Below are 21385 nucleotides of genomic sequence, written 5' to 3'. Positions count from 1 at the left end.
CAAACTGTAATTTTCACTTAGCTGTTATCTTCTTTTCTGTATTCCACTTTTTCTAAACGTGAATTAGGTCTGTACTGTCTACCTTCTTTTGCTTGCTCAGAACCATTAAGAAGAACGTTATCTCCAGTAAAGCCAATATTAATAGTTAGAAGATTTCTACCCACACCATACATATCAACCGGGACATTGTTTTCCTCGAACTCTTTTATTTTTTGCTCATTAAAACCACCACTTACAATTATTTTTACGTGGGTGAATCCCTCTTCATCAAGCGCGTTTCTTAGAGCAAAAATCAATTGTGGATTAACTCCTCTTGGATCAAATGTGCCCATTAGATGTTGATTTCTGAAAAAATATTTATCAACCATGTTTTTAGATGTATCAATCCGAACCCCTTTCAATTCATCACCAAACTCGCGGGCAACTTTAAGAGAATCATTTATTACATCATTGTTATAATCAACTAATACCATCAAGTCATCATTGGGATATATTTCGTGGTAGGCCTTTGCTGTCGCAACCACATCTCCTTTAAACATTTGAATCAAGGCATGCGGCATCGTACCCATTCCCTGTTTCCCCCACCATTCATTCATTGCATGGGTTGCTTGGGCAGTAGAACCACCAATGAATGAAGCATATCCGTCACCAGCCTGTTGGGTATAATGGTCATCTCTATCGCCCATGAAAATAATTGGCTTTTGTTTTCCAGATGTTCTGGCCGCTTTTACCACATTATATACATTTGTCGCGACAGATGTTCTTCTTGCTAGGATACCGTCGATAATCCCTTCTAAGTAACCAAAAGATTGATAGGGTCCTGTGATGGTTAGAACTGTTTCAAAAGGACTAATCTTATCTCCATCCTTTAATGAGTAAATTTCTAAATTCTCTGGCTCATCTGCAAAAGTATGTATTAACGCAATAGCCTCATCTGTACCACAAAGAACTGCATTACTTTTTTGAAAAAACTGCATCGTTATCTTGTTATCTGGAATCAACTTTTCCGCAATTTCTTTCGTCTTCAGAAAATAAACAGCGGAGAACCAACCCTCTTTTATTCTTTTGTCAAATTTAAAAGTTTTGTTCGTTAATCGTTCAATTTCTCCATTTAGTTTTTTTGTGATTTCCTTCATTGAAAATTACTCCTTAACTATGTTAGTTAGACATATCAAAGTATATCATATAGGAATAGAACTATCTCGACAAGTTATAATCAATTTTTAATAGCAGATCTTCGTGAATAAATACCTTCCTTTAAAAATTCCTTGTCACTCATGGATGACAAGGAATTTCTTCTTATAGTTTATACGAAATCTTTACTTATTACTATGGCCAATTTGAAAATGGGATGCTAATTCTGAACGTGTTATTAATACATCACGTGGTTTACTCCCTTTTTGCTCAGATATAATACCATTTGCTTCCATATGATCGATTAATCTAGCTGCACGATTATAACCCACTTTAAATCTTCTCTGGAGTAGGGAGGCACTTGCACCATTTTGCTCAACAACAAACTCTACAGCTTGTTGATACAATTCATCCTCCTGTTCCTCTGTTGTTATTTGTTGTAATAATTGCTCTTGTTCAAACATGTAATTAGGAGGAGCAATGTTTTTCACATAATTCGTAACCCTTTCTATCTCATCGTCAGAAACGAAAGCTCCTTGTATTCTAACTAATTTACCTGCTCCATTCTCATGAAATAGCATGTCCCCTCTTCCAAGTAACTTTTCTGCACCATTTGTATCAATAATTGTTCGTGAGTCGACCTGTGAAGATACACTAAAAGCAATTCTAGTAGGAATGTTAGCTTTTATTAGTCCAGTAATTACATCAACGGAAGGTCGCTGTGTAGCTACTAATAAGTGAATACCACATGCTCTTGCTTTTTGAGCAATTCTACAAATAGCATCTTCTACATCCTGTGGTGAAACCATCATTAAATCGGCTAATTCATCAATTACAATAACTAAATAAGGCATTTTTTCATTAGCACGATTTTGGCTTAACATTTTTTGATTATAACGCTCAATATCACGAGCACCTTCATGAACAAATTTCTCATAACGCTCTTCCATTTCAGTTACAGCCCATTTTAATGCTGATGTTGCAGCTTTCACGTCCGTAATAACAGGTGATACTAAATGAGGCAACTGATTATATGGAGCTAATTCTACCATCTTAGGATCAATGAGTAAAAAGCGAACATCCTTATGGCTTGCCTTATATAACAAGCTAATAAGTATTGTATTAATACAAACACTCTTTCCAGATCCAGTTGCACCAGCAATTAAACCGTGCGGCATTTTTTTTAAATCCGTAATAATTGGTCTTCCTGCAATATCAAGGCCCAATGCTACACTTAGGGGTGATTTATTTTGTTTAAATATGGTTGAATTAAAAATATCTTGTAACATGACCGGCTGTGACTTTGGATTAGGAACTTCGATACCAATCGTATTTTTTCCAGGTATTGGAGCTTCCATACGAATATCCTTTGCTGCCAGGTTTAATTTAATATCATCACTTAAATTTTTTATTTTACTTACCTTCACACCAGGTTCGGGTTGAATTTCAAATCGAGTAACGGTTGGTCCACACATTGCATTGACAACTTTTGCCCTCACATGAAAATGCTTTAGTGTAGTCGTAAGTAACTGTTTTTGTTGATTTACCCAATCACTGTCTTCCGTTGAATCTTCTAATGAATCATTTAGCAAGTGTGTTGGTGGAAAAGTTGGCTCTTTGCTAGTAATTACATTTGCTTCCATCTTAGCCTTTTTGTCGCTCGGTGTCATAATGACATTAAATGGAAAATCACGTTTTGATTTTTGGTTGCTATTTTCATCAATAGATTTCTTTGGACTAATACTATGCGGTTCATGATTATCCGTTATTTGATCAATATTCTCTTTTTCTTTACGTTCATTTTCGCTAGTATTATTAGGAGATTCTTCTTCTATTTCCCGAACCTTCTGTTTACTTTCCTGGTTTCGTTCCTTCCAATTGATTATTGGTTCCTCTTCATGATGTTCCTCAATATGTATTGTATGGTCCTCATTAGCCTCTAATTCTGTACGTTCAATAGCTATATGATTGTCTTGTTCTTCCAACCTTGGATGCTCTTTTCTAATAAATGCTGGTACATCTAACTCTTCATGATTTGAACGGCTTCTAAATCCATAAACAGGAGAAGGAACGTCGGCTGCTTTAAACGGTTTTCTTTCCTTATTCTCATTCGTAGGCGTTGGTCTTCTCTCTTCCACTTCTTGCTTCTCTAAAGAGCGTCTTTTCAGCCTACGCTTATATGCTGTGTCGTCAGTTGAATCATTGAAAGTAGGACGATCCGGTATAATTGGAAACTTGAATGATTCATTATTCGGGTATTGATAGGATATTTTCGTATAAACCTTTTGCTGATTACTTTTTTCTTCTTGCTTTTGTTGAACATCAATATTTTCTTTATCGATAGTAGATTTAAACAGATTAAACAATTTTTTCTTCCATTGTTTCCACATATCTTTCACTCTTTCTATTTATGCAATTTTAGGATAATGAATATTTTGTAATTGGACTAGCTTGATTTTTATTCTATCACGGTTAATAATCTAACGTAAAATTAGCATCGCTGTGATAAAGGCTGTGTTAACTGTGTAATAAAAAATAAGCAAGAATACGATAAGAGCCTATTAAAAAAACCTTTGCCCATAAAAACAGACAAAGGTTTACAGTTAAAATTCAAAAGCTTGTCCAGGCTTATATTGATTATCTAATACATAAATACCCTTTTCCTTTGGTGCGTTCGGTAGGCCCAATTCTTTTTGGGAACAAATCATACCGTTCGAATCAACCCCTCTTAGGCTTGTAGGCTTAATTTCTAAACCACTAGGCATAATAGCACCAACTTTTGCTACCACAACATGTTGACCTTGATCAACATTTGGTGCACCACAAACAATTTGCAAGGTTTCCTTCCCTACATCTACTTGACATACCTTCAATTTATCTGCGTTCTCATGCTGACTAATATCTGATACATACCCAACGACAAATTTAGGAGTTAAATCAACGTCTAAATCATCATCTACATTACTTTGACGGAATAGTGACTTTATTTGATCTAACAGGTCTTCTGTAAGGGGGATTTTACCATTTTCACTTAATTGAAAATACTTAGAAGCCTTAAAGATATTGTAGCCAACTACTTCTTTCGTCTCAGTAGTAAAAATTTTCACTACATCCCCAAATGTTTCATAAGTTATGTCCGTTCTTTCTGCTTGCTTTAGTGGTATGATCAATACATCTCCTATACCTGTTTTATTATAAAAAACATCCATTACTAATCATCCTTTTTTGAATTATTATTTGTCGGTTTATTTTTAGCTAAAATGAAAATTGGTTCTAACTTTTTGTCTTCATATAAAAAGGGTAAAGAAGTAATAGGTACTCTTCCTTCAGCAAAAAATTTCATCGTCATCTGTGCCAATATATCGTACCCCGATTCATTTTGAACATCAGCAAAAACTAAAACGTCCTGATGTGGGACTGCAATAGCTAATTCTCCTTTACTATTCGCTTTCATTTCCTCTAATAATGATTCATTTAGAATCCTGCTTGCATCATAGCCATCCTTACTAGCCATAAAATAAAAATCATTTTCAGCAACTTTATCTTGTTTCAAGTTTGTTGATAATGATCGAACATTGAAAGTCCCAACTTCTCTGATTCGTTCTACCGTCCAATTTTCTTTCTCTAACATTTCATTATCAATTAACTTGTAAGTCTTTCCTAAATCAAGTGCATAATAAATACGTGTTTCAGCAGTATGGTCCGTATAAACTAGCTCTTTACCGGCTTTTGTTTTTGTAGGAAAAGAGGTTGCACGAATGACAGGAAAAATATTTTTTTCTTGACCTGTTAACTCATGTGATTGATTCATTACATGAAGTGCTTCTTTTATATGATATTCCAAATCCTCAATTGCTTCTTCTCCTCGTTGTTCATACTTTGCAATGACATTAGGAATTGTAATAGAAATACCTTGGCGTGAGTCCTTCCATTCTACTCTAAAAATATCTTTATCTCGGTTAAACGACGTATTCCACTGTGGATGGTGAAGTCTTTCTTCCAACAATCGTTTCATTTTTATACTTGTCATTTTCATTTGAAAAAGCCCCCTTTCTAAAAATCACCTTGTAAAACAAGCCATGATATCTTTTTCCAAAAACGATATCATTTCTTCCATTATCTTCCTAGCTTATTCATAATGAATTTTCATATCTCCAGTTTTAATCCAACCTATTCTCCTAAAAATTTCAGAAATGATCAAACTAATGAATGCAGGACCAACTATATGGACAAGCAGAATCATCCAAAAAACCTCCATCGTAAAGCCCATAGATTCAAAGGTCATTATTTGCCCTACTAAACCAGCTGTTCCCATTCCTGCACCAGAAGCGTTATTAGTCATCGTAAACCAGACGCTTGCAAAGGGAGCCATAATTATACCAGCAATCGTTGGAGGAACAATAATAATTGGCTTTTTTATAATGTTTGCAACCTGAAGCATAGAAGTTCCAATACCTTGGGCAATAAATCCACCCATGCCATTATCACGATAGCTCGAGACAGCAAAACCAATCATTTGTGCTGCACATCCAACAGTAGCAGCTCCAGCAGCAATCCCATCTAATGATAACATTAAAGAGATAGCCAAACTAGAAATAGGTGCTGTTAAAGCCCAGCCCATTAATACAGCCACAATAATTCCCATTAGAAAAGGCTGTTGCTCTGTAGACCAATTTATTATACCTCCAAACCATGTCATAAACCCATTTACTGGAGGTCCAATAATTTTTCCAGCTAGGAAACCAGCTCCTATTGTTACAAATGGTGTTAGCAAAATATCTAGTCTAGTTTCTTTATAGATTAATTTTCCAATTTCTACTGCTAGTAAAGCAGCCACATAGCTACCAGCCGGTCCTGCTCCGCCTCCGTCCACATCATAACCAAACGCCCCAGCAAATAATGCAGAAAACATAACAAGTGGTGGAGCTTTTAACCCATAGGCGATGGCTACACCAATAGCCCCACCAACTATTTTTCCATCCATCGCAAAACTGCCCATCTCTTGTAATACGCTGATACCGAGTTGATCACCAATTGTCTTTATAATTAGACCAATAATTAGAGATGAAAATAGTCCTAAAGCCATGTAACTTAATGCTGTAACAAAATACGTTTTTGGTGATAATGAAACACCTTTCTTTTTCAGAAAATTTACCATATGTATTATCTCCTTTATCTTTCCTCTCAGTGATTAATATACACAATGCTTAAAATGAACTCAATAAAACGTACAAAAATTCAATCAAATAAAAAAACACAATTGTATTCCACTCGAACTAAATCTATAATTGTATATAATTGGAGAAAAATGGAGCTAATTGTTGAACATAATAGGGTTAAAGGCATTGAGTAATACCTCTTGTTATCATAAGCTGAAAAGGATTTGTACATACATTCAACATACGTTATTAACGAACAACAAAAAACATATCTGCTCAGCTAATCGCAAGGATGTTGGTCATACTGAAGGTGAAATACAAAATCTGAGGGGGAGTTGCTTTGCTTTCGATTCGTAATCGATTATGGTACATATTAATTTTAACAACGATAAGTTTACTCTTGCTAAGCGGTTTTACTATGTACTTTTTTAATCAACAAACAAAATGGACAAATGAGAGAGAGACTGTCCAAAGAGCGCTTAAACATAGCGAGCAAACTATCAATTTAATGACCAAAACAAGACAGGTTGAAAACCAATTCTACTATAATCCTTCTGAAACAAACGCGGAAGAAATGAAACAGTCCATTACCGAGTTACAAACAACTGCAGAAGAATATGCTGCTCATTATGCGGATTACCCGCAAATCTCCAATGACTTTGCTGCTATTGTTAAAAGCTCCAGTAAATACGTCGATCAGCTTGAACCGATGGTAAATATGTATCGAATGGTTGGCTTTTCAGAACAAGAAGGGTTACACAAAATCATTAATGATTACTATAATGAATTTTATCAATTTGTTAACGATTCAGATGAATTATCCTTTAAGAACGCACTTCTTGAAATCAAAATTCTTGAACAAGCGTATATACAAAATAACGGTGGAGAAGAGTTGGATTTAGCTATTAAAGAAATGAATACACTAATAAATCAATCATCCTTATCTCAAGAAGAAAAAAGCCAATTTAACCGAAACTTATTAAAATATCAGCAATCACTTCACACCATTTCAAATACATTGGCGCAAGCAGAATCAAACAAAAATTCATTTGAAAACATAACAAAAGAAGTGAATGAAAATGTAAACCACCTTAATAACAATGCAGAAAACATTCAAAACGACATCACAACCACGCAAAATGAAAGCATCAAAAAGCTTTCATTTATATTTGTTACGATTGGAAGCCTTGCATTAGTAACGGTTATTGGCTTAGGAATCGTTTTAATTCGTTCCATTGCTAAATCGATAAAAAGATTAAAACAAGGTGCAGAAATTATTGGTAATGGCAATTTGTCTTATCGAGTTCCAATAAAAACAAAAGACGAAATGGCTGATTTAGGTACTACTTTTAATCAAATGGCAGATAAAATGGAGATTTCAATGCTAAAGGTACAAAAAGCATCAGAAGTATTGAATGATTCTTCTGCAAATTTAGCTGTTGTATCTGAACAATCCACTGCACAAGCTGAAGAGGTAAATGATTCTATTAACCATGTTGCAGCTGGTTCACAACAACAAGCGACTCAAATCGAAGAAAGCACATCATTAATTGAGCAGGTATCAAAGGCGATTTCTAATACTAGAGTAGCTACAGATGATATTTCAACCTCACTAGAAGTAGCAGAAAAAGAAAGTAATAATGGATTGAGTACAGTGGAAGAATTAGATAAAACTTCTTCATCCTTTATTGCTTTAGCTTCACACCTTACAAAAGAAGTGAAAAACACAGCGAATCAAACAGAAAAAATCACTAAAATAGTTTCTGCTATTGAAGAAATAGCAGATAGCACTAACTTGTTAGCGTTAAATGCGGCAATTGAATCAGCTAGAGCGGGGGAAAGTGGTCGTGGATTTGCTGTTGTAGCAGATGAAGTAAGAAAGCTGGCAGAACGTTCTAAAAATGAAGCAAAAGAAATCTATCAACTAGTAAAATCCATTCATTCTCAAATGGATAATCTATCAAAACAAGCAGGTAAATTTGATACATATCAAGACACCCAAAAGGAATCAGTAAACCGAACCAAAACTGCATTTGATCGAATTGCAAAACAGATAAATGAGATGAACGAAAAAATCAAGAATGTAAATACATCTATTCATGATGTAAGTGGAGCTAATCACACACTACAAGAAAAGCTTCATGAAATTAGCTTGATATCCGAAGAAGCGGTTGCAAGTACTGAAGAAGTAACAGCTTCCAGTGAGACTCAAGCACAATCCATTGAACATGTAAATGAAGCTGCATTAAAATTGCAAGCTTTATCACAAGAGCTATCTGAAGAGGTTAGTCAATTTACGTTAAACGAAGAACGTGGCATAGAAAAATCAGAAGATATTGATGAAGAAGATAGCAAATATACCGAAGATGAGTTCACACCAATTCAATCAAAAATCAGTTAGAAGTAAAATTAACAATATTTTTTTGCAAATGAATAGAGGATTTCTGCCTATGTCTTATTTAAATAAATACAGCCATATAGCGGTAATCCTCTATTAAAATTTGATTAAGATTCTCACTACTAGTTATCATCAATTGAGCTAACAATTTCCATCATGTTCTCTGCATCATTTTCAAGATTCCCCATGGAAGTCCTTGTTGTAATCTTAACTCCCCCTATTCCCAATTGAAGCTCATATCTGTCATCCTTTAACTCAAGTACAGAAATATACCCAAATCGGTCATCATCTTCTAACGACTCTAATAAAACGATATTATCAGCAGCTGATGCAGCCTCATAATTAAGTTCACTCTTGCTATCTTCTAAGGGATTATAAAAAAGAATAAAGGTTTGATCTCCCTTTTCTAAAATTACGTTACTTGTAGATTCTTCTGTAACTGTAAAATCTACTGGTAAATAAACAGATATACTTTTTAATTCCTTATTTGGGGATATACTTTTTTCTTGCTTGAATATTTTTTCTGCAGCAATCTCTACATCCTCCAACACTTTTTCCTCTGCCTTTAATGTACAACCCGATGCAACAAGGACAATGATAGATAGAACAACGTAAAGGTTTATTTTTTTCGTAATCATGACTTCCTCCTACACACTAATCTTCTTGCCAATACATCTATTTTTCCACAAGTTTGACTCATTGATATTCATTTCTTATTCTATCATACTATGAAATCTATTTTTGACAAGAAACCTTTCCTTTTGAATTATGTTTGTTGTTCGATTTATAATAGATGAAGTGGATTTAATAGAAGGGAGAACTGATCATGGAACTAACCGTTTATCTAGCAGGTCAAATTCATGATGATTGGCGAGAACAAGTAAAAAACATAGCAAAAGAAAAAAATTTACCTATTCAATTTGTTGGGCCTCAAGAAAACCATTCGCTTTCTGATGACATTGGAGAGCGTGTAATTGGTGAACAACCAAGCAATTTATACAAGGATGATGCTGCATCAGCGATTAATAACCTTCGTACAGAAGTGTTACTAAAAAAATCTGATGTTGTGATTGCATTATTTGGTGAAAAATATAAACAATGGAATACTGCTATGGATGCAGCTACGGCACTAGCTTTAAACAAGCCGACTATTCTAATCCGACCTGAGTCCTTAATCCATCCATTGAAAGAACTATCTAATAAGGCCAATGTAACAGTTGAAACCATTGATCAAGCAATAGAAGTGTTAGAATACATCTATACTTGAACTACCCACAACATCACCTAGGGTGTCTAATTCATAAAATAAAAAATACAGCGCTGATTAGCGCTGTATCTTTTTATAGTCTGATTGACCTTTTAATAACTTAATTACATGGGTAAACATCTCTTCTCTTTTCACTAATTCATTCGTAAAGATACCGATAGCTCCCTCTTTTTTTCTAACATTTTGTTTTTTCGTGTAATCGTCCATTACTTGCCCTAATTCCACACCTTTTTTTAGTTCCTCTGTAATTTCATCAGGTAAAAGAATCCGCGCTCCACTTGCAACAAAAAGGTTACCATTCCCATCGACTAACGCTCCCCAGTTACAGAGAAACAGACCCATGTCCATTTCAGCAACTCCACCTTCAAGTCCTATACCAATCGTATTTTTTTCCATTGAAGCACATGCTTTTGCCCGATTTATTGCTCCTTCTAACGTTTCTTTATCCGAAAAAGGCTGTGAAGATACATTAGATGGTACATCAGCATCTTCTATTTGATATTTTGGAAATACATTAGCAACTGCTTGAATTTTTGTTGGATTTTTGGAGCCAATGAATATTTTCAACCGATTTCACCTAATTTCTCCATATGTCTTTATGCTTGCATCATACAATTACGTTAAAATGATGAAAGTTATCCGTTTATCTGTATTTGTTCTAATGTATTATGATCTGTTGTTTTTACCAGCTTAACTAGTAATTCTTTTGCAGCAGCGTAATCATCAACATGAATAATAGAAGCATGAGTATGGATATACCTTGAACAAATACCTATAACAGCAGAAGGAACCCCCTCATTTGTTAAGTGTACTCTACCTGCATCAGTTCCACCTTGAGAAATAAAATACTGGTACGGAATTTTATTAGATTCAGCCGTATCTAAGATAAAGTCCCGTATTCCACGATGAGTAATCATGGAGCGGTCAAAAATACGTAAAAGTGCTCCTTTGCCTAATTGCCCGAATTCTTTATCATCTCCTGACATATCGTTTGCTGGAGATGCATCCAATGCATAGAAGATATCTGGTTTAACCATGTTTGCAGCAACTTGCGCTCCACGCAAACCAACTTCTTCCTGGACAGTTGCACCTGAATACAATTGGTTTGGAAGGTTAACACCTTGTAATTCTTTTAGTAATTCAACGGAAAGGCCACAGCCATATCGATTATCCCAAGCCTTCGCCATAATCTTTTTCTCGTTCGCCATTGGAGTAAAAGGTGTGATAGGAACAATTTGTTGACCAGGCTTAACACCTATTCGTTTAACATCTTCTTCATCGTCAGCCCCAATATCAATTAGCATATTTTTTTGGTCCATTGGCTTTTTTCTTTGTTCAGGAGTTAGGTTATGAGGAGGGATAGAACCAATCACCCCAATGACTGGACCATGATCAGTCATAATTTGTACTTGTTGAGCTAATAATACCTGTGACCACCAACCACCTAAAGGCTGAAAACGCAGCATACCATTTTTAGTAATTTGAGTTACCATAAATCCAACTTCGTCCATATGGCCTGCTACCATTACTTTAGGTCCATCCCCATTTTTCACACCAAAAACTCCGCCAAGACGATCCTGAATCACTTCATCAGCGTATTTTTCTAGCTCATTTCTCATAAATTCACGAACAAGATGCTCATTTCCAGGCGCACCCTGTAGCTCTGTTAACGTACGGAACAATTCAAGTGTTTCTTGATTCATATGTATACCTCCAACTATAATAAACTTACTTAATTGTATCGAATTCAATCCAAAGTTTCCACTTTTTAGTGATTGAATTACTTAGCCAACATATTTTCTTAATAATGTACAACCATTTTCTATTTTTTATAAAATCAGGTATACTAACACTAAAAGTACGAATTAAATAATTGAAATCTGAGGTGACATCAAATGAACTGGAGAAAGTTACTATTTGCTGCAAGTTTAGGTGCAGTAGTAGGTTATTTACTAAAAGATCAATTAGAAAACCAACAAACAATTTCACCAGAGAAGGCATTAAAATCTGCAAAAGAGGCATTTAAACAACAAGGTTCTGTCAGTGGCTCTTGGATTTACATGAAACCAGAGGAAATTTCAAGAAATGGTTTATCTTATACGGTTTATCGTGGTGGAGTAACAAGAACAATTGATGGAGAAAATACACAGTTTGAGTTTTTTGTTGATGCGAATACTGGAGCTGTTATTGATGTTGCAAAATCTGCTTAATCAACTTGGATAGCCTCAAAAATGTAGGGTTATAGTCCTACGACGTGGTGAAATCCTTCATAACTGTTTTACTTATAATTTTATTCTGAAAACATAAAAACACAGACTAAGCTGTTAGCTTAGTCTGTGTTTTTATGCAAAATGTGCTTTGCATCGATAGATTGGCTGTCCTTTATTGGAAAACTTTTCTTCGTATTCTGTCATGATATTGGTTGGATCTTCTTGTGCATGTAAATCTAAAGTGACTTCATCTAAAATAATACCATATTGTGAAAAGCTAGCTAACGAATACTCAAAAAATCCTTGATTATCTGTCTTCAATATAATTTCACCATTCTCTTTTAAGATGTGTTTGTATTGTTCAAGAAACTTTTTGTACGTTAATCTTCGTTTTTCATGTTTATTTTTTGGCCAAGGATCAGAAAAGTTCAAATATATTGTATCCACTTCATTCTGTTGAAAAATTTCTCTAAGATCTTTAGCATCTTCATTAATTAATCGAACATTGGACTGGTCGGTATCAGCAACATTTTGTACAGCACTAACAATAATACTTTTAACAACCTCTATACCGATAAAATTAATCGCTGGATATTGTTTAGCCATACCAGTTATAAATTGACCCTTTCCAGTGCCTATTTCTAAATGTATGGGATGTTCATTTCCAAATAATGAACTCCAATCCCCTTTGTATTTGAACGGATCTAATTCAACGATATGATTATTATCCTGAATAAAATCATCTGCCCATGGTTTATTTCTTGCTCGCATCATTTAAGCTCCTTCTTCATTATATAGAACATTTATTATTGTGTAGTAGGGAATGCTTTATTATTATCGTTTATCAAATTTCTTGTTAAATTCTTGTTAAATAAAAAATGAAATGATTAGTTAGAAAAGAGGACATAGTAAATATCTTATATTTGTGCATATATTTTTACTTTTTGCAAAACCTAAAATGCAAAGGTGGGGTTTAAATGTCATTAAATGTAAATGATCAATTACATGTATTGTATGATTTGCTCAGTGAACATTCAGAAGAATGTTGTGGAAGTGTGTCCGAATGTCAACAAATTAAACGTATCGTTCATTCCATTATGGCTAATCATTCCATCGACAATGAACAGTTGTTACAGTTACTTCCTGAAATTTATAACTATGGTAGACAAGGTGAGCTTGTTCAAAACCTAGATGAACATATCACCTTGAACCAACAAAATATTAAAAATTGGGTAAATGTAATCCATACAACAACATAACCTGCTTAAAGGTTCTTTGAAAGAAGCCGTCTCAGTTCATGTACACGCTGTTCGGCTTCTTTACATTCTTCTCTCTCTCTATGCCAAACATAATAACGAGCAATTTCCAATATTAAATACCAATACATCCGGGTTAATAGGTTCCCGTTTTGGGATATTCCATAACATTCCAGCCACTCGTCCCATTCATTTTCGGGTATGTACCAGTATAATATCATCCCGATGTCTATGGCAGGGTCACCTACTTTGGCACTATCCCAGTCAATTAAATATAATTGTCCACTATTCGATAGTAACCAATTATTATGATTCATATCACAATGACAAACTACTTTCGTATTAATGTCAATAAACGGTAATTGTCGTTCAAGGTATTTAAGCGACTGGTGGAGTTCAATCGGATAAAAATCAGTTCTTAATCTATTTTTTAGATTTGAATATAGTTGGTCAGGTTGTAATGGCTTCTTATCAATTCTTAGTAGCATATCCAATAGTTCTGAAGAATGGTGAATCTTGCTTAATAACTTGGCAACTTTAGGATGCTTCATTTCTTCCGGTGTTAGTTCTCTACCTTCTAGCCATTGTTGTGCTGTGATAACATCTCCATTTTCCAATCGTTTAGTCCAGACTAATTTTGGAACGATACCCTGGGCAGATAGCACCGCTATAAATGGAGAAGAATTTCGTTTTAAAAACAAACGTTTTTTTTCTCTTTGGGCATAATATGCTTCCCCTGTAGAGCCACCTGCAGATGCAATTGTCCATTCTTTTCCTAGTATATGTTCCAAACTCTCACCTTCAATTCTTCAAATTCAATTTATTTATAGAAACCATTTTATTTTCGTGGTTATTTTTTATAATCTATGAAAAAGCGACAAATATAGATTAACGTATGTTAGGTGATAATTTCAAGCGAGATTATCAAAAACGCAAAAGATTTTAATATAGTTGATCCCCATTTACCTCCTGATCCCACTCAGGCCTTCTAACAGCGTTTGTTTGACAATGTTTTAATAGAAATTCGCAAACCTTCAACTGCGCATGCTTTAAGGGAGATACAAAGCTTCTTTTTTCATGCAACCACTTTTCATGTTGGTCTTTGCCAATAAATCTAGTATTATAAGGTTCATTATGCACTAAAATACTGTTTGTGCGAGAAAGTACAATTTTCTTAATGGGAAAATCTAACTTATATTTTTTTAAAATACTTCGGACAATCTGTTCCGTCCTATTTAATGAAATCATAGGACTTAGCATTGTACTTTGCACAGAATCTTTTTCAAGACGCCATGTACGATCTTCACTAGGGTAAATCATCATTGTTGAATCCATTTCTACAAATTTAATGATTTCAATTTCGACTGGACTTACAAGTAATATCTCACCATCTAACGAAGTCTGTTTTAGTTGAAAAACCGGATAGTAAAATAATAAATAGATATCGGGAATACGTTGTAGAAAATACTTTAGTTTAAAATCTTCATAATAATATCGGTCAATGAATGACATTTCTCCAATTGTGGTAGATGCCCATTTCAATTGGAAAGGCATTAAATGATCTAAAAAGGATTGTTTTAACTCTTTTACAGATGTAGTTTTAGAAGTATCATCAGATAAATCATCTTCCGTCTGAGTTTTATCATTGGCGCTAAATATATGTTTTATTTTTTGTTTAGCACTAAACACCTCTGACTTATTATTCGCTTGGTTTTCCCAGGCTTGTTCAAATTTTGAATAATTAACTTTTTTTAACCGCATAAATTGTCCGGGATAATGAAAAATATCTTTTTCATACCTTGAAATATAATTTTCTATTTTTATTAACTGAGCCATCCATTACCCCTCACTTCAAATCAACTTGTTTAATAATTTCATACTTTGGTGTTTTTTTAGGATGAATTTGATAAACAACAAAATGATTAACTACTGATTCTTTCCTATCACGAAAAGATGATATAATATCCCCTAATGTTTCAGGCTGTACCTGTTTACCATCCCACTTTTTTGCAAGTGTAATATGGGGGCGGTAAGGTCTGTTTTCTTTTTTAAAACCATACTTCATACATGTTGATTCTACGAACGTATATAAGTGCTCCAACTCACGACTTCTTTCTATTGCTGCCCAAAGAACTCGAGGCTGTCTAGGACTGCCAAATGTATCAACCCCTCCAACTGTGATAGAAAACGAGGGAACATTACAAAGTGTGTCTAAAGCTTCATTTAACTGGATCATTTTTTCCCTGTCAACCGCTCCTAAAAACTTCAATGTGATATGTAAATCATCAGGGTGAGTCCAATTTTTATAGTTCAAACTATTAGAATGTTGTAGCTTTGTTTGCCAGTCTGCTAACATTGCTTTTATAGATGAGCTCAGTGGTACTGCAACGAAAAAATGTTCATGTTGCGTCATAACATAAACCTCCAACCCATATATCTTCGATTATATCCTCAACCATATATTTTCTCCTATTTTATCATTCTTATGATTGATTACTATCTGCAATAATTGTTTGATACGTCTGCTTGTCACAAATGACGTATAATTCTGAATTGTTTGGTAATGGCTGATCAAGCATTCGGTTGATACTTAAATTGTTACCATCAGCAACTAAAGTCGCTCCTTCATTTAGTAAATCATTGAAAGCATCTCGATACGTTTTCCATGCTTTACGGTTGGGTATATGGAATAGATCATCACCATGAGCACGTCTTAGAAGCTGACGATAAAAACCTGAAATTCCTTTTCTAAATGCTGAACGTACAAACATCGTAGAAATCGTTTCATTGGAAACAATAAACTCGTCCACTTTCATGTATTCAAAGTTTTTTATATGGCTTTCTTCCATTACTTCAACAATTGTATGTACATTGGGGGCTACAGACTCAATCGCTGATGCAATTAGTAAAGTTTTTCCATCAGTTAGTTGATCATCTTGAATCTTGTCATCTGCAAATACTAGCACAGCTTTCGCATGTTCGATATTTGCTTTACGCAATGTTGTAACCTCTGAAGCATTTCCTTGGATATAATGAATACGCTCATCTAAAACAGGAGCTTTACTTAATACATCTATGATGACAATTTCAATCTTTTTATTAGTTTCTTGCATTTCCTTAATTGCAAATTTTGCTTTTTGAGACCAACCAATGATGACATAGTGCATTTTATCATTGTACACAATGTCTCCCTCCTCTCTTCTCTTGCGAAAACTAGATAGGCCGTCAACTACTTTTCCAATAACTACCCCAATAATACCAATACCAAAAATATAAAGAAAAAGTGCGATCATCCTACCAGCAAACGAAATCGGTGAATAGTCCCCATAACCAACCGTTGTAACGGTTGTCATCACCCACCAAAACCCATCAAAATAATTTGGGAAGGTTTCTCTTTCCACTTCAACAATTAAAAATGAGCTAAGTAATATAAGTAAAAAACTCGTAATAAACAAAATACTATTTTGAATTTTTACTACTTTTCTCATTAATTTTTTTACAATGTACATACTACTCCCTCTTTTACAATAGTATTAAATTATATGAATTATCAGTAAAATTTGATTGTAAATCTAGCGTTTCTAAACAAAAAAGTGTAAAATTAGAATAACTTCTAGATTCACGATCACCACGGATCTATTGAATGAACAATAAGGAGTGGTTTTTTGAATCAATCAACTTCCCGCATGCTTACTCGTGTCAAGGCTGTTTATCTTTACATTAGAGAAAACGGCCCAGTCTCTACAACCGAAATAGCTGAAGAATTTGGTATTACAGATCGTACGGTTCAGAGAGATCTTAATGTATTAGAGCATAATGGTCTAGTAATGAGTCCAAATCGGGGCAGATGGAAAATCACCAGAAAAAAAGTAAAGATTTCATAAAAATATATGGGGAAGAAAGGCTGACTAAAGATCGTCAGCCAAATTTTTTGGGACTTGTGGTTTATTTAGTCATTATTGATTTAAGATAATTGTATTCATCCTCTGTTAATTCGCGATACTCACCGACTTTTAAGTCAGGATCCAATCGTAAATTTCCCATAGATAAACGCTTTAAGTAAATGACTTTTTTGCTAACAGCTTCAAACATCCTTTTAACTTGGTGAAATTTTCCTTCTGTAATCGAAACTTCTATCTCTGAAATTGTTCCTTGATTTAAAATCGTTAACTTGGCAGGCTTTGTTTGATAACCATCATCAAGTACAACACCATGATTAAATCTTACCACATCGTCATCCGTAACTCGACCTTCAATTGTAGCATAATAAGTTTTCTCAACATTCTTTTTAGGCGATAATAATTGATGAGCTAATTTTCCATCATTGGTTATTAATAATAACCCTTCTGTATCTTTGTCTAATCTTCCTACCGGGAAAGGATCAAAGACAGTATCCTCCGGTTCCAGAAGATCTATTACGGTTAATTCCCGATTATCCTCAGTTGCTGAAATATATCCTGGTGGCTTATTCATCATTAAATAGATAAATGTTTTGTATTCAATTTCTTGCTCAAACACTTTAATTATATCTCGATTAGGATCTACATGCATACTGCTATTCTTGATTACTTCACCATTACTAACTACGACTCCTTTTTTTAGCAGTGATTTAACCTCTTTACGACTTCCAAATCCCATATTTGCTAGTAACTTATCAATTCTCATAAAAAGCTCCTAACTTTTCAATTTCTTCTAAATATCTTATCAATAATTCGGATTCTACTTCCAATAACTCTCTCTAACAAAGTTGACTCATAACACAGCCAAAGATATACTGTTGCACCAATAAATACACAAATACTTAGAATGACTATAGAAATAAGTCGACCATCATCATAAGAAATAAAAAAGCTTAACGTCCATTTACATAACCATACTATAATACCCATGGTTGTTGAAAAAATTCCAATTAAAATGGATCGTTTTATCAGTTGTTTGTATGGAAATTGAATGGCTATACCTATTCTTGCTAAATTCAATAACACAACGGTTAAAACGGATAACATAGTTGCTAATATCGCTCCCTTTGCACCAAAAAGATAAATGAAAGGAACGTTTAATGTACCTTTTATGACCAAGCCAGCTGTTAAACTTATAACAGCAAACTGCTGCTGATTAATTCCTTGCAGAATAGCCGAAGACACCGTAAATAACCCAAAAAATAAAGCAACAGGGGCATACCATCTTAACAATGATCCATTCAAACTGATTGTTTCTGCATTAATTCCGTAAAAGGTTCCCCAAGATTCATAGGAAAGAATAGCCATCCCAATAACTGCAGGTACAATAAGTAACATGATAATTTGCAAGGATTGATTTATTTGATTGAACAATAGTGCTTTATTTCTTTCAACATAAGATTTCGTCATTGCTGGTAAAATAGCTAAAGATAGACCTGTTGCAAGTGTAACTGGAATAATCACCAGCTTATGACCATAGAGATTTATATTTGAAAAAGCTTCTGAGATAATTTCCTTTTGTCCAATAGCAGTCATCGCCCTAGCGAAGGTTAATGCGTCAATTTGTTGGTAAAGCGGAGTTGCAATCCCAACAAGTACAAATGGACCGGCATAGCGAAAAAGCTCTTGAAATAATTCAACCGTTGGCACATCATAATATCGTTCTTGTTTTTCCATTTGTTTGTCTAAATATGGTTTTCTTTTTTTCCAATAATAATAAAGTACAAAACATGATGCAATCGCTCCAACAAAAGCAGCAAGCGTAGCAAAACCTACAGCAGTCGTAATCGTTCCATTAAGAATGTCAACGGTAATATAAGCAGCAACTAACAAAAAAATGATTCGAACGATTTGTTCGATTACTTGAGATACAGCGGTTGGACCCATAGATTGGTGACCTTGAAAGAAGCCGCGTACAATACTCATAGCTGGAATAATAATAAGTGCAAAGCTGACCATTCGAATGACTAGTGTGACATCTTCAACTGTAATTCCATCAGCACCTTCAGGAATGTACACTTGAGCTAAAAGACCTGCCCCCAAAAATAAAAGCAAAAAAGCAACGAACCCTGTCACCATCATCAAGATCATACCAGCTTTAAACATTCTTCTTCCAGTATGATAATCTTCTAACGAGTTATATTTGGACACAAATTTAGATACAGCCAATGGTACTCCAATCGTAGATAAACTTAACAATATGTTATAAGGACCATAAGCGAAACTATATAGCGTTCCACCTGTTGCTCCAACTAACCCATTAAATGGGATAACGTAAATCATTCCTAAAAACTTAGATAAAAAAGTGGCTGCTGTTAAAATAAAGGTGCCACGAAGGATAGTTGATGTTGACATTTTTTCACCTGCATCTATTTATATAATCATATCCACTTATTCTATCACATGTTTGTTCCTTTCAACCACTCAAGTTATACAGATGGCGAAGTAGAAAAAACTTCTCATTAAAAGTAGAATGAGAAAGTAGGGATTTATCAAATAATAACAGTTACAGAAGACCGGTTACCTAACTAATATCTAAGAAAGGGATGAATGATTTGTCTTACCAAGTCACTGTCATCGGTGGAGGACCATCGGGCTTAATGGCAGCTATAGCTGCAGCAGAAAATGGTGCAACTACTTTACTTATAGATAAAGGAAACAAACTAGGTAAAAAACTAGCTATTTCTGGTGGAGGCCGTTGTAATGTTACGAATCGACTTCCTCAAGATGAAGTAATTAAACATATACCAGGAAATGGACGCTTTTTATATAGTGCTTTCTCCGTATTTAATAATTATGATATTATTGATTTTTTTGAAGAACTTGGTGTTAAATTAAAAGAAGAAGATCATGGAAGAATGTTTCCAGTTAGTAATTCTGCAAAAAGTGTTGTTGATTCACTAATTCGCCGCTTGAATGAATTAGGAGTTACGATTAGGACAAATACACCTGTTAAAGCGGTTCATTATGATGAGATAAAACACACGATTATTCTTAACACACAAGAAAAAATTAAAACAAATGCAATTGTAATAGCTGTTGGTGGTAAAGCTGTTCCACATACAGGAAGCACTGGTGATGGTTACGCTTGGGCCAAAAAGGCTGGCCATACGGTAACAGATTTATACCCAACAGAGGTACCTCTGCTATCAAATGAACCTTTTATCCAAGAAAAACGCCTTCAAGGATTAGCTTTAAGGGATGTTGCCTTATCTGTCCTGAATGAAAAGATGAAGCCTATAATTACTCATCAAATGGACATGCTTTTTACGCATTTCGGTATATCCGGTCCAGCAGTTCTCAGATGTTCTCAGTTCGTTGTGAAGGAACTAAGGAAAGGGAAAAAATCCGTAACAATACAAATAGATGTATTGCCTTCCGAAAACGGAGAAGAGTTGCTTAAAAGGTACACAGAACGAATAGAAGCTAATCCTAAAAAAACCATAAAGAACCTCTTTAAAGGAATTGTTCCGGAAAGATATTTAGACTTTCTGTTGGCAAAAAATGAAATCATTAGCGACGAAAAGACTGCGAATATTTCCCGGGAAAAAGTAAGAATGCTAATCCAAGATTTTAAACAATTTCGATTTAATGTTCACGGTAGTCAAGGAATTGAAAAAGCCTTTGTTACCGGAGGAGGCGTTTCCACTAAGGAAATTGTCCCTAATACAATGCAATCAAAACTAATGCACGGTTTGTATTTTTGTGGAGAGATATTAGATATTCACGGATATACTGGCGGCTATAATATAACCTCAGCCATGGTCACTGGTCGAGTGGCCGGTATGAATGCTGCTTGGGAATCGTTATCGTAAGATATAAATTTTTAGAAATGCAATGTGGATATCTAATTGTTGCTTAAATAAAAATAACCCAGAAAAGCAAATTGCTTTCTGGGTTTCTTTCATATTGCCTGGCGACGTCCTACTCTCGCAGGGGCAAAGCCCCAACTACCATTGGCGCTGGAGAGCTTAACTACTGTGTTCGGCATGGGAACAGGTG

The 21385-nt window shown here is 34.6% G+C and carries 21 protein-coding genes and 1 rRNA gene; 6 read left to right on the top strand and 16 right to left on the bottom strand.

What is annotated here, in order from left to right; all coding sequences use genetic code 11:
• Nucleotides 1-17 precede the first annotated feature (17 nt).
• From JOC48_RS16415 to JOC48_RS16395, 5 genes are all read right to left on the bottom strand, one after another.
• Nucleotides 18-1136, bottom strand: a complete 1119-nt coding sequence (locus tag JOC48_RS16415; protein ID WP_204501503.1) for a nicotinate phosphoribosyltransferase — start codon at nt 1134-1136, stop codon at nt 18-20.
• A 183-nt stretch (nt 1137-1319) separates the two neighbouring features.
• Entirely contained in the window at nt 1320-3524 is a 2205-nt protein-coding gene (locus tag JOC48_RS16410; protein WP_204501502.1) for a DNA translocase FtsK, read from the bottom strand.
• Nucleotides 3525-3737: 213 nt separating this feature from the next.
• Nucleotides 3738-4343, bottom strand: coding sequence for a YtpR family tRNA-binding protein (ytpR, locus tag JOC48_RS16405; protein WP_204501501.1), 606 nt, complete (start codon nt 4341-4343; stop codon nt 3738-3740).
• 2 nt (nt 4344-4345) lie between these two features.
• Complete coding sequence (locus JOC48_RS16400; RefSeq protein WP_204501500.1) at nt 4346-5170, bottom strand: DUF1444 domain-containing protein; 825 nt, start codon at nt 5168-5170, stop codon at nt 4346-4348.
• Between the two features lie 93 nt (nt 5171-5263).
• Nucleotides 5264-6292 (bottom strand): PTS sugar transporter subunit IIC, encoded by a 1029-nt coding sequence (locus JOC48_RS16395; protein ID WP_204501499.1) that lies wholly within the window; start codon nt 6290-6292, stop codon nt 5264-5266.
• A 341-nt stretch (nt 6293-6633) separates the two neighbouring features.
• Between JOC48_RS16395 and JOC48_RS16390 the strand changes: the two genes are divergently transcribed.
• Nucleotides 6634-8694, top strand: coding sequence for a methyl-accepting chemotaxis protein (locus JOC48_RS16390; RefSeq protein ID WP_204501498.1), 2061 nt, complete (start codon nt 6634-6636; stop codon nt 8692-8694).
• Between the two features lie 119 nt (nt 8695-8813).
• Here JOC48_RS16390 and JOC48_RS16385 read toward each other — a convergent pair whose 3' ends face one another.
• Nucleotides 8814-9329, bottom strand: a complete 516-nt coding sequence (locus JOC48_RS16385; protein WP_204501497.1) for a hypothetical protein — start codon at nt 9327-9329, stop codon at nt 8814-8816.
• Nucleotides 9330-9517: 188 nt separating this feature from the next.
• Between JOC48_RS16385 and JOC48_RS16380 the strand changes: the two genes are divergently transcribed.
• Nucleotides 9518-9958, top strand: coding sequence for a YtoQ family protein (locus JOC48_RS16380; RefSeq protein WP_204501496.1), 441 nt, complete (start codon nt 9518-9520; stop codon nt 9956-9958).
• Nucleotides 9959-10015: 57 nt separating this feature from the next.
• Here the strand turns inward: JOC48_RS16380 and JOC48_RS16375 are convergent, their stop codons facing one another.
• The gene (locus tag JOC48_RS16375) at nt 10016-10525 is read right to left on the bottom strand and encodes a DUF84 family protein (protein ID WP_204501495.1); all 510 of its coding nucleotides are present in this window, start codon (nt 10523-10525) and stop codon (nt 10016-10018) included.
• Nucleotides 10526-10593: 68 nt separating this feature from the next.
• The gene (locus JOC48_RS16370) at nt 10594-11661 is read right to left on the bottom strand and encodes a M42 family metallopeptidase (protein ID WP_204501494.1); all 1068 of its coding nucleotides are present in this window, start codon (nt 11659-11661) and stop codon (nt 10594-10596) included.
• A 192-nt stretch (nt 11662-11853) separates the two neighbouring features.
• On the opposite strand from JOC48_RS16370, the gene JOC48_RS16365 reads away from it, so the two are divergent.
• Nucleotides 11854-12168 carry a PepSY domain-containing protein gene (locus JOC48_RS16365; RefSeq protein WP_204501493.1) on the top strand — a complete coding sequence of 105 codons (315 nt, stop codon included), beginning with the start codon at nt 11854-11856 and terminating at the stop codon, nt 12166-12168.
• A gap of 132 nt (nt 12169-12300) precedes the next feature.
• Here JOC48_RS16365 and trmB read toward each other — a convergent pair whose 3' ends face one another.
• On the bottom strand, nt 12301-12939 hold the full coding sequence (trmB, locus tag JOC48_RS16360) for a tRNA (guanosine(46)-N7)-methyltransferase TrmB (RefSeq protein WP_204501555.1): 639 nt from the start codon (nt 12937-12939) through the stop codon (nt 12301-12303).
• 206 nt (nt 12940-13145) lie between these two features.
• On the opposite strand from trmB, the gene JOC48_RS16355 reads away from it, so the two are divergent.
• A complete protein-coding gene (locus tag JOC48_RS16355) occupies nt 13146-13427 on the top strand; it encodes a YtzH-like family protein (RefSeq protein WP_204501492.1) in 282 nt (93 codons plus the stop codon).
• Nucleotides 13428-13432: 5 nt separating this feature from the next.
• On the opposite strand, the gene JOC48_RS16350 is transcribed toward JOC48_RS16355, so the two are convergent.
• The 4 genes from JOC48_RS16350 to JOC48_RS16335 form a co-directional block, all read right to left on the bottom strand.
• A complete protein-coding gene (locus tag JOC48_RS16350; protein WP_204501491.1) occupies nt 13433-14215 on the bottom strand; it encodes a phosphotransferase family protein in 783 nt (260 codons plus the stop codon).
• Between the two features lie 151 nt (nt 14216-14366).
• Nucleotides 14367-15260, bottom strand: a complete 894-nt coding sequence (locus tag JOC48_RS16345; protein ID WP_204501490.1) for an NERD domain-containing protein — start codon at nt 15258-15260, stop codon at nt 14367-14369.
• Between the two features lie 10 nt (nt 15261-15270).
• Nucleotides 15271-15837 carry an RNA 2',3'-cyclic phosphodiesterase gene (gene thpR / locus JOC48_RS16340; RefSeq protein WP_204501489.1) on the bottom strand — a complete coding sequence of 189 codons (567 nt, stop codon included), beginning with the start codon at nt 15835-15837 and terminating at the stop codon, nt 15271-15273.
• A gap of 70 nt (nt 15838-15907) precedes the next feature.
• Complete coding sequence (locus tag JOC48_RS16335) at nt 15908-16933, bottom strand: potassium channel family protein (protein WP_204501488.1); 1026 nt, start codon at nt 16931-16933, stop codon at nt 15908-15910.
• Nucleotides 16934-17089: 156 nt separating this feature from the next.
• On the opposite strand from JOC48_RS16335, the gene JOC48_RS16330 reads away from it, so the two are divergent.
• Nucleotides 17090-17308, top strand: coding sequence for a DeoR family transcriptional regulator (locus JOC48_RS16330; protein ID WP_204501487.1), 219 nt, complete (start codon nt 17090-17092; stop codon nt 17306-17308).
• A gap of 61 nt (nt 17309-17369) precedes the next feature.
• Here JOC48_RS16330 and JOC48_RS16325 read toward each other — a convergent pair whose 3' ends face one another.
• Both JOC48_RS16325 and JOC48_RS16320 read right to left on the bottom strand, forming a co-directional pair.
• The gene (locus JOC48_RS16325; protein ID WP_204501486.1) at nt 17370-18089 is read right to left on the bottom strand and encodes a pseudouridine synthase; all 720 of its coding nucleotides are present in this window, start codon (nt 18087-18089) and stop codon (nt 17370-17372) included.
• Between the two features lie 17 nt (nt 18090-18106).
• Complete coding sequence (locus tag JOC48_RS16320; RefSeq protein ID WP_204501485.1) at nt 18107-19738, bottom strand: putative polysaccharide biosynthesis protein; 1632 nt, start codon at nt 19736-19738, stop codon at nt 18107-18109.
• Nucleotides 19739-19938: 200 nt separating this feature from the next.
• Between JOC48_RS16320 and JOC48_RS16315 the strand changes: the two genes are divergently transcribed.
• Nucleotides 19939-21198, top strand: a complete 1260-nt coding sequence (locus JOC48_RS16315; RefSeq protein WP_204501554.1) for a BaiN/RdsA family NAD(P)/FAD-dependent oxidoreductase — start codon at nt 19939-19941, stop codon at nt 21196-21198.
• A gap of 96 nt (nt 21199-21294) precedes the next feature.
• On the opposite strand, the gene rrf is transcribed toward JOC48_RS16315, so the two are convergent.
• Nucleotides 21295-21385: ribosomal RNA gene (rrf, locus tag JOC48_RS16310) — 5S ribosomal RNA — on the bottom strand; the annotation flags it as partial.

It is taken from the genome of Aquibacillus albus, assembly GCF_016908325.1.
Taxonomy (GTDB): Bacteria; Bacillota; Bacilli; order Bacillales; family Amphibacillaceae; genus Aquibacillus_A; species Aquibacillus_A albus.
This window is presented reverse-complemented; position numbering and strand designations above follow the sequence as displayed.

Excerpts from the sequence above, each read along its gene's own strand:
- JOC48_RS16400 (WP_204501500.1), bottom strand. The coding sequence starts at position 5,170 with ATGAAAATGACAAGTATAAAAATGAAACGATTGTTGGAAGAAAGACTT.
- JOC48_RS16365 (WP_204501493.1), top strand. The coding sequence starts at position 11,854 with ATGAACTGGAGAAAGTTACTATTTGCTGCAAGTTTAGGTGCAGTAGTA.
- JOC48_RS16410 (WP_204501502.1), bottom strand. The coding sequence starts at position 3,524 with ATGTGGAAACAATGGAAGAAAAAATTGTTTAATCTGTTTAAATCTACT.
- trmB (WP_204501555.1), bottom strand. The coding sequence starts at position 12,939 with ATGCGAGCAAGAAATAAACCATGGGCAGATGATTTTATTCAGGATAAT.
- JOC48_RS16345 (WP_204501490.1), bottom strand. The coding sequence starts at position 15,260 with ATGGCTCAGTTAATAAAAATAGAAAATTATATTTCAAGGTATGAAAAA.
- ytpR (WP_204501501.1), bottom strand. The coding sequence starts at position 4,343 with ATGGATGTTTTTTATAATAAAACAGGTATAGGAGATGTATTGATCATA.
- JOC48_RS16335 (WP_204501488.1), bottom strand. The coding sequence starts at position 16,933 with ATGTACATTGTAAAAAAATTAATGAGAAAAGTAGTAAAAATTCAAAAT.
- JOC48_RS16415 (WP_204501503.1), bottom strand. The coding sequence starts at position 1,136 with ATGAAGGAAATCACAAAAAAACTAAATGGAGAAATTGAACGATTAACG.
- thpR (WP_204501489.1), bottom strand. The coding sequence starts at position 15,837 with ATGACGCAACATGAACATTTTTTCGTTGCAGTACCACTGAGCTCATCT.
- JOC48_RS16370 (WP_204501494.1), bottom strand. The coding sequence starts at position 11,661 with ATGAATCAAGAAACACTTGAATTGTTCCGTACGTTAACAGAGCTACAG.
- JOC48_RS16380 (WP_204501496.1), top strand. The coding sequence starts at position 9,518 with ATGGAACTAACCGTTTATCTAGCAGGTCAAATTCATGATGATTGGCGA.
- JOC48_RS16395 (WP_204501499.1), bottom strand. The coding sequence starts at position 6,292 with ATGGTAAATTTTCTGAAAAAGAAAGGTGTTTCATTATCACCAAAAACG.
- JOC48_RS16385 (WP_204501497.1), bottom strand. The coding sequence starts at position 9,329 with ATGATTACGAAAAAAATAAACCTTTACGTTGTTCTATCTATCATTGTC.
- JOC48_RS16355 (WP_204501492.1), top strand. The coding sequence starts at position 13,146 with ATGTCATTAAATGTAAATGATCAATTACATGTATTGTATGATTTGCTC.
- JOC48_RS16325 (WP_204501486.1), bottom strand. The coding sequence starts at position 18,089 with ATGAGAATTGATAAGTTACTAGCAAATATGGGATTTGGAAGTCGTAAA.
- JOC48_RS16320 (WP_204501485.1), bottom strand. The coding sequence starts at position 19,738 with ATGTCAACATCAACTATCCTTCGTGGCACCTTTATTTTAACAGCAGCC.